Annotated in this window: 5 protein-coding genes; 4 read left to right on the plus strand and 1 reads right to left on the minus strand. The window is 66.9% G+C overall.

Going from position 1 to position 6,184, the window contains the following annotated elements:
• Positions 1 to 57 precede the first annotated feature (57 nt).
• The 3 genes from A5706_RS15095 (at position 58) to A5706_RS15105 (ending at position 4,857) form a co-directional block, all read left to right on the plus strand.
• Complete coding sequence (locus tag A5706_RS15095; RefSeq protein ID WP_068131994.1) at positions 58 to 918, plus strand: DUF4436 domain-containing protein; 861 nt, start codon at positions 58 to 60, stop codon at positions 916 to 918.
• 146 nt (positions 919 to 1,064) lie between these two features.
• Positions 1,065 to 1,988: a DUF4436 domain-containing protein gene (locus A5706_RS15100; protein ID WP_068131997.1), complete on the plus strand. Its 924-nt coding sequence runs from the start codon at positions 1,065 to 1,067 to the stop codon at positions 1,986 to 1,988.
• Positions 1,989 to 2,172: 184 nt separating this feature from the next.
• Positions 2,173 to 4,857 carry a LuxR C-terminal-related transcriptional regulator gene (locus tag A5706_RS15105; RefSeq protein WP_369831873.1) on the plus strand — a complete coding sequence of 895 codons (2,685 nt, stop codon included), beginning with the start codon at positions 2,173 to 2,175 and terminating at the stop codon, positions 4,855 to 4,857.
• 58 nt (positions 4,858 to 4,915) lie between these two features.
• Here the strand turns inward: A5706_RS15105 and A5706_RS33045 are convergent, their stop codons facing one another.
• Complete coding sequence (locus A5706_RS33045) at positions 4,916 to 5,278, minus strand: hypothetical protein (RefSeq protein ID WP_156767135.1); 363 nt, start codon at positions 5,276 to 5,278, stop codon at positions 4,916 to 4,918.
• A 186-nt stretch (positions 5,279 to 5,464) separates the two neighbouring features.
• Here A5706_RS33045 and A5706_RS15115 point away from each other — a divergent pair.
• The coding region (locus A5706_RS15115) for a DUF222 domain-containing protein (RefSeq protein ID WP_156767136.1) at positions 5,465 to 6,184 on the plus strand (720 nt) is incomplete at its 3' end.

The following is a 6,184-nucleotide window of genomic DNA, read 5'->3' on the forward strand; positions in this document are numbered from 1 at the left end:
ACCGATACCCCTCCGACACCCCCGCCGCCGCCGCGCAAACCACGGTCGAGACCGCGCATCGCGATCGGCATCGCGATCCTTGTGGTTGTCGTCTCCACCTATGCCCTGTCGCTGTTCGGCGTGCACCAATTGCAGGAAGCGGAGGCCCCGCTTCCGCCATTGGACCTGAGCCAGGGCGGCGGCGATGCCACCATCGTGCAGCTGCGCCTCGAGGAGCTCAAGACGGTGGCGAATCGCCTGACCGTGAATGTGCTTGTCTATCCAGGGATTTCGGCATACGACAATCGGCTCGACGTGCTGGGCACCGACGTCGGGGTGCGCCTGTATCCAACGAGCGAGTTAGGGGACCTGCATTACCCGAAGGGGAAGGCCCCGGGGCAGCTCACGACGGCCGTCCAGGCGCACGGCGATCCGGGCAACTGGCCCTTCGACTCCTACACCACAGAGCCGATCTCGGCCGATGCGTTCGTCGGGTCGGGCGACAACATCAAGAAGGTGCCCGCCCGGGTGGAAGTGACCGGGGAGTTGGACGGGTGGGACGCCACGGTCACCCGCCTTCACGACCCGGCCGCGCTGCCAACCCAGCGCGGTTCGGACAACGGGAACGTGGTCATCACCTTGAAGCGGGCCAAGGGGCCGCTGATCTTCGACCTCGGCATCTGCCTGGTGCTCATCAGCCTGCCCACCCTGGCACTGTTGGTCGCCATTCCGATGGCGCTGGGCCGGCGTAAGTTCTTGCCGCCGTTCGCAACCTGGTATGCCGCGAACCTGTTCGCCATCGTCCCGTTGCGCAACATCCTTCCCGGTGCGCCACCGCCCGGCTCCTGGATCGACCAGGCCATCGTCCAATGGGTGCTGATCGCTCTGGTGACGGCGATGAGCCTGTACATCTTCGCCTGGGTGCGGCAAGGCGACTGACGTTCGGCGCGCCGGTTAACGGCGGCGTGTTAAAGCTGGTAGCGCCCTTTGTTAAGAACTCGTAGCGGGACTCGCTTCGGGGTGCCAGCAAATAGCACCGTTGCTAGTGTGCGTCCGTGTCGGTTCAACGGGACGTCGTCGTAGCGCTGCCCGCGAACGGCCACGGCGCTGCCCCCGCGTCGCCAACCGCGCCCGCCGCACCGTCCCGTAAGCCGCGACGACGGCACCTCGTCCTCGACATCTCCATCATCGTGGGCGTTGCCGTCGTCTATGTGCTGTCCCTGCTCGGCTATCACTGGCTGGCCACCGCGCCGGGCCCGCTTCCCGACCCGGAGCTGAACACCGCCGACGGCACGGTGGTCTTGATGCGTTTCGAGCAGCTGCACACCGTGGCCAATCGCCTCGACGTGAAGGTCTTGGTGATGCCCGACGATTCGATGATCAACAAGCGCCTGAACGTGTTGAACACCGACACCTCCGTGCGCATCTTTCCGCAGAACGACCTCGGGGACCTGCAGTACCCGGTGGGGAAGTTGCCTGCGCAGGTGGCCACCACCATCGAGGCCCACGGTGACCCCGGCGACTGGCCGTTCGACTCGTACAGGACCGACATCATCCAGTCCGACGTCCTCGTCGGGTCGGGCGAAAACCGCGTATTAAAACCCGGCCGGGTCGAAGTGACCGGAAAGCTGGACGGCTGGGACATCTCGGCAATCCGCGTCGCACGCAACCCCAGCGACCCCGACCGCCCGGACAACGTCATCGTCACGCTGCATCGGGCGAAGGGTCCGCTGGTGTTCGACCTGGGGATCTGCCTGGTCCTCATCACGCTGCCGACGCTGGCGCTGTTCGTCGCCATTCAGATGCTGACCGGCCGGCGGCAATTCCTGCCGCCGTTCTCCACCTGGTACGCCGCAATGCTGTTCGCCGTCGTGCCGCTGCGCAACATCCTGCCCGGGACCCCGCCCGCGGGTTCATGGATCGACCAGGCCGTGGTGATCTGGGTCCTGATCGCGCTGGCGACGGCGCTGGTCCTCTATATCGTCGCCTGGTACCGACATTCGAGCTGAGGCGCACGGTCTTCCGGCGATGTGAATCACGCCGAACGGGTGAAGAAATCCTGCAAACGGAATGATCCGTTAACGCCGCCCGAATTCAGGCCGTGAATACCTTGCCACGGCAGCTGAAATCCAAGGCGAAGTGGTATAGGACTCAGTACCCTGTGCGAACGGATTCGGCGCGGAGGTTGAGCGTTTGGTAGAGGCGGACAACGGGTCGGAATGGCCGATCGTGGCCCGTGACGACGAGCTGCGCCGGGCGCTGGTGGCACTTGGGAGCGCCGATCTCGACGGCGTGGCGTTGATCGGGGAGAGCGGGGTCGGCAAATCGACGCTGGCTCGGGCGCTCGCGGAGACGATGGAATCTCGTGGGGCGACTGTTCGGTACGCGCTGGGCACCAAGACAGGCACCGCCATCCCGTTGGGCGCGTTCTACCGCTCGGTTACGGTCGAGGCGGCACACGAACCGGCGGTGATGCTGGGCGCCGCACACCGCTCCCTGGAGCGGGAGACAGATCTCGTCGTCGTGGTCGACGACGCGCAGTTGCTCGATCCATTGTCTGCGACGTTGGTGCATCAGCTTGCGACCGGCGGCAGTGCACGGTTGATCCTGACGATCCGGTCGGGTGACCATGTCCCCGACGCGATAACCGCGCTGTTGAAAGAGCAGTTGTTGCTCGGCCTTCGGATCGAGCCGTTCACCCGTGACCAGACCGGCACACTCGCCCGCGCCGTGCTCGGGGGCGTGGTCGACGCCAGGCTGATCAACGAGTTGCACGGCCAGACCGCGGGCAGCCCGCTGCTGCTGCGCGGTGTGATCGGCGCGGGTCGGGAAAGTGGTGCGTTGGCGCGCACGGAAGCGGGTTGGCAACTTCGGGGTGCGCTGGGCGCCGACAGTGGACTCTACGATCAGCTCCTGTCGCGACTGAGATCCCTGACGCCGGCGGAGCTCGAAACGGTCGAGATTCTGGCTGTGGCGGAGGCGCTGGATTGGGAAATCCTGCGTGAGCTCTGCGATGTTGACGTGGTGGCAAACCTCGAGCGCCGTGGTGTGGTCGAGATGGTCGCCGACGGGTCGAACACCATCGCGCGGCTCTGCCACCCCGTCGTGGGGAAGGCCGCCGTCCAGCACGCGGGTGTCGTGCGTTCCCGCCAGGTCAGAACCGCGCTGGCACAACAACTTCAGAGGCAGATCCGGACCGGGAACGGGCGGTCGGCTGTGCCAGACGTGCGCTCGCGCATCCAACTGGCGCAGCTCATGACCCGCAGCGACCTGCGCCCGGACCTCGACCTTATCGTGGGCGCAGCGGCGAGCGCGCTGACCATGTCGGACGTCGGCTGTGGAGAAGAGCTGGCCCGGTTCGCCTTCGAGCGCGGGGCGGGCCTGCCGGCCGCGATCGTGCTGGCCGAGGCGATCGGCTGGCAGGGGCGTGGCGACGAAACCGAAGCGGTCCTCAATGCGGTCGAACCCCCGGACGGCACCGATGAGGTGCTAGTCGTACGTTGGGGTTGCCTTCGTGCCGCCAACCTGTTCTTCAGCTGTAGGCAGGTCGAGCAAGCCCGTTCGGCGCTGGCCGACGTCCGGGCGCGCGTCGATTCCGAAGCCTTGCTGCCGATCGTCACCGCGATGGAGGCGGCGTTCGAGTTGTTTTCCGGCGACGTTCCGGCAGCGATTGACCGAGGTTTCACCTTGTGCATCTCCGACGTGCAACCCGTGGCCGGGATGTGGGCGACGACGTGGACGTGTTGGGCGCTGGCCCTCGCAGGCCGGTTCCACGAAGTCCAGCGGGTAGCGGACGAGGGGCGTTCGGCGGTGTTCGACCAGCCCGGACCGTACCGGTTTGCGATGGGGCTGGCCGAGGTCCTGGCGCTGACCTCCGCCGGCGACAACACGGCGGCCGAACGGCTCTGGGAACGCTACGCTCCGACGGTCAGGCTGTGGCCCGCTGAAGACGCCTTTCCGCACGCCATGCTTGGGTTGGTGCGTCTCGCGCAGGGCGCACTGGCATCAGCTTCCGATGCGTTCCGGGATTCGATATCGGCGATGTCGCGCGGTTTTCCGTTGGGCTGGTTGATGCTGGTGGAGGCATGGTCCGCGCAGGCCCACGCCGCGCGGGGAGACAGTGCGGCCTCCGCCGCCGCGCTGCGCAGGTCGCAGAACGCGTACGGACCGCAGGTCGCGGTGTTCTTGCCCGAACTCGAACTGGCGCGGGCCTGGGAGCGAGCCTCGGCCGGCCAGACGGTGACCGCGCAAGCCCATGCGGTGCGTGCCGCGGAGGTCGCGCGACAGTCCGGGTTGTACGCCGTGGAGCTGCGCGCGCTGCACAGCGCCGTCCGCTTCGACGACCACTCGCACGCGGCAAGGCTGGCCGAGCTGGCCGGCATGCTCGGGAGTCCGTTGGCGCGGGCGATCGCAGAGCACGCTCGCGGCCTGGCCGACCAGGACGGAGATGTGCTGGACGCGGCGGCCGACCGGTTCGCGGACATGGGCGCGCTGGCTCTCGCGGCCGACGCCGCAGCCCACGCCGCACGCGAACACGCGCGCGCCCTCCAGCATGGCAAGGTGATCACGTCGTCGGCCCGGGCGCACAGGTTGGCCGGCCAGGGCGATATACGAACACCGGCGGTCGGCGCCGTCGCCTCGCCGTTGCCGATCACCGCGCGTGAACGCGAGATCGCCAATCTGATCACGGCCGGATTGTCCAACCGTCAGATCGCCGAAAAGCTCTTTGTGTCGGTGCGAACGGTGGAGGGACACGTTTATCGGCTATTCGCAAAGCTTGGAATCAACGACCGCGACAAGCTTGCCTATTTAATGCGCCTTGCTTCTCAGGACACCCAAACATCCAGGCCGGCTTTTATTCCCCGCGGTACATACTGACCAGAAATGCCATTAGGACTTTTGCCGGTCAGAGGCCCAGGTGCGCCAAGACCGGCTCCTACGGCACATCTCGTGTCGCCGCGGTCTCGTTCGCTCGTTGGCGCGGCGCGTCGGCCGCCACGACCCTGCGATATCGCAATGCGATCCGTTGTCGGCGTATCGCGGCGCGGCCGCGTCGCTCCAGTCGCCCGATGTGTTCGTCGCAGCCGCAGAGGCAGTCGCCGGTTTGGAAGGTGGCCTCCGTCGCACGCCCGAGTTCGATGCACATGACGCAGAGGGGGGTGATGGAACTGCGGTCAAGCGGTCTTCGCAGCGTCCGGCCGGCCGTGCGGCGGGCAGGCGCCAGGCGGTCACGAGCGCTTTCCGTGCCGCGCACACGTTGCAGTATTGGTCGGATGCGCCGGATGGTGAGGTCCATCATGGTGTCACCTCGACTGTTGACCCTGCGCCGCTGCGGTTGTGTCAGATAATCGTCGCAGCGAATCCGCCCGCGACCCCAAGTAGTTGACTACTCGACCTGTACTCGACTTCCGGGTCGCCTCCGCGCGGTCGCGTGCTTGCCCGGTCCCAAGAACTTTTGTCCGACGGTTGTGGCATACTCGAACATATGTTCGATCAAGCGGCGCGGGCTGAGGTGATTGCCCGGTTCGATGAGATGATCGAGCGGCGTTATCCGTCCAAGACCAGCACGTCGGCCGCACTTCTAACTGAGATCGAGGCCGCGGCGCGCGAGGAAAACCGGGCCGCCGCTACCCAGCTGGACCGGATCGGGCGGTTGTTCGCCTATCGGCTCTCGCGGTGTTCGGAGAGCGAGGAGTGGGCGATCGACACCATGGAGGCCGTTGCCGCGGAGGTGGGGGCGGCGCTGCGGATCAGCCAGGGCCTGGCGGCCAGCCGGCTGCGCTACGCGCGGGCGATGCGTGAGCGGCTGCCCAAGGTAGGGGAGGTGTTTCGGGCCGGGGATATCGATTTTCGGTTGTTTCAGACGATCGTGTATCGCACGGATTTGATCGAGGATCCCGAGGTGTTGGCGAGGGTGGATGCGCAGTTGGCGGCCAATGTGGCGCGCTGGCCGTCGATGAGTCGGGGCCGGTTGGCCGCCCAGGTGGATCGGATCGTGGCCCGCGCGGATGTGGACGCGGTGCGCCGGCGCGCCGCGGCGCAGCGCGATCGGGAGGTGTGGGTCGGCCCGGATCTGGATGGGCGTGCGCAGATCGGCGGGGTGCTGTTGTCCCCGGACGCGCACGCGTTGGATAAGCGGCTGACTGCGTTGGCCGCCACGGTGTGCCCGCACGATCCGCGCAGCCGCGAGCAGCGCCGCGCTGAT

Source organism: Mycobacterium sp. E796, assembly GCF_001672815.1.
GTDB lineage: Bacteria > Actinomycetota > Actinomycetes > Mycobacteriales > Mycobacteriaceae > Mycobacterium.

Coding starts and splice junctions, on each gene's coding strand:
- A5706_RS33045 (WP_156767135.1), bottom strand. CDS start 5,278: ATGATGGACCTCACCATCCGGCGCATCCGACCAATACTGCAACGTGTG.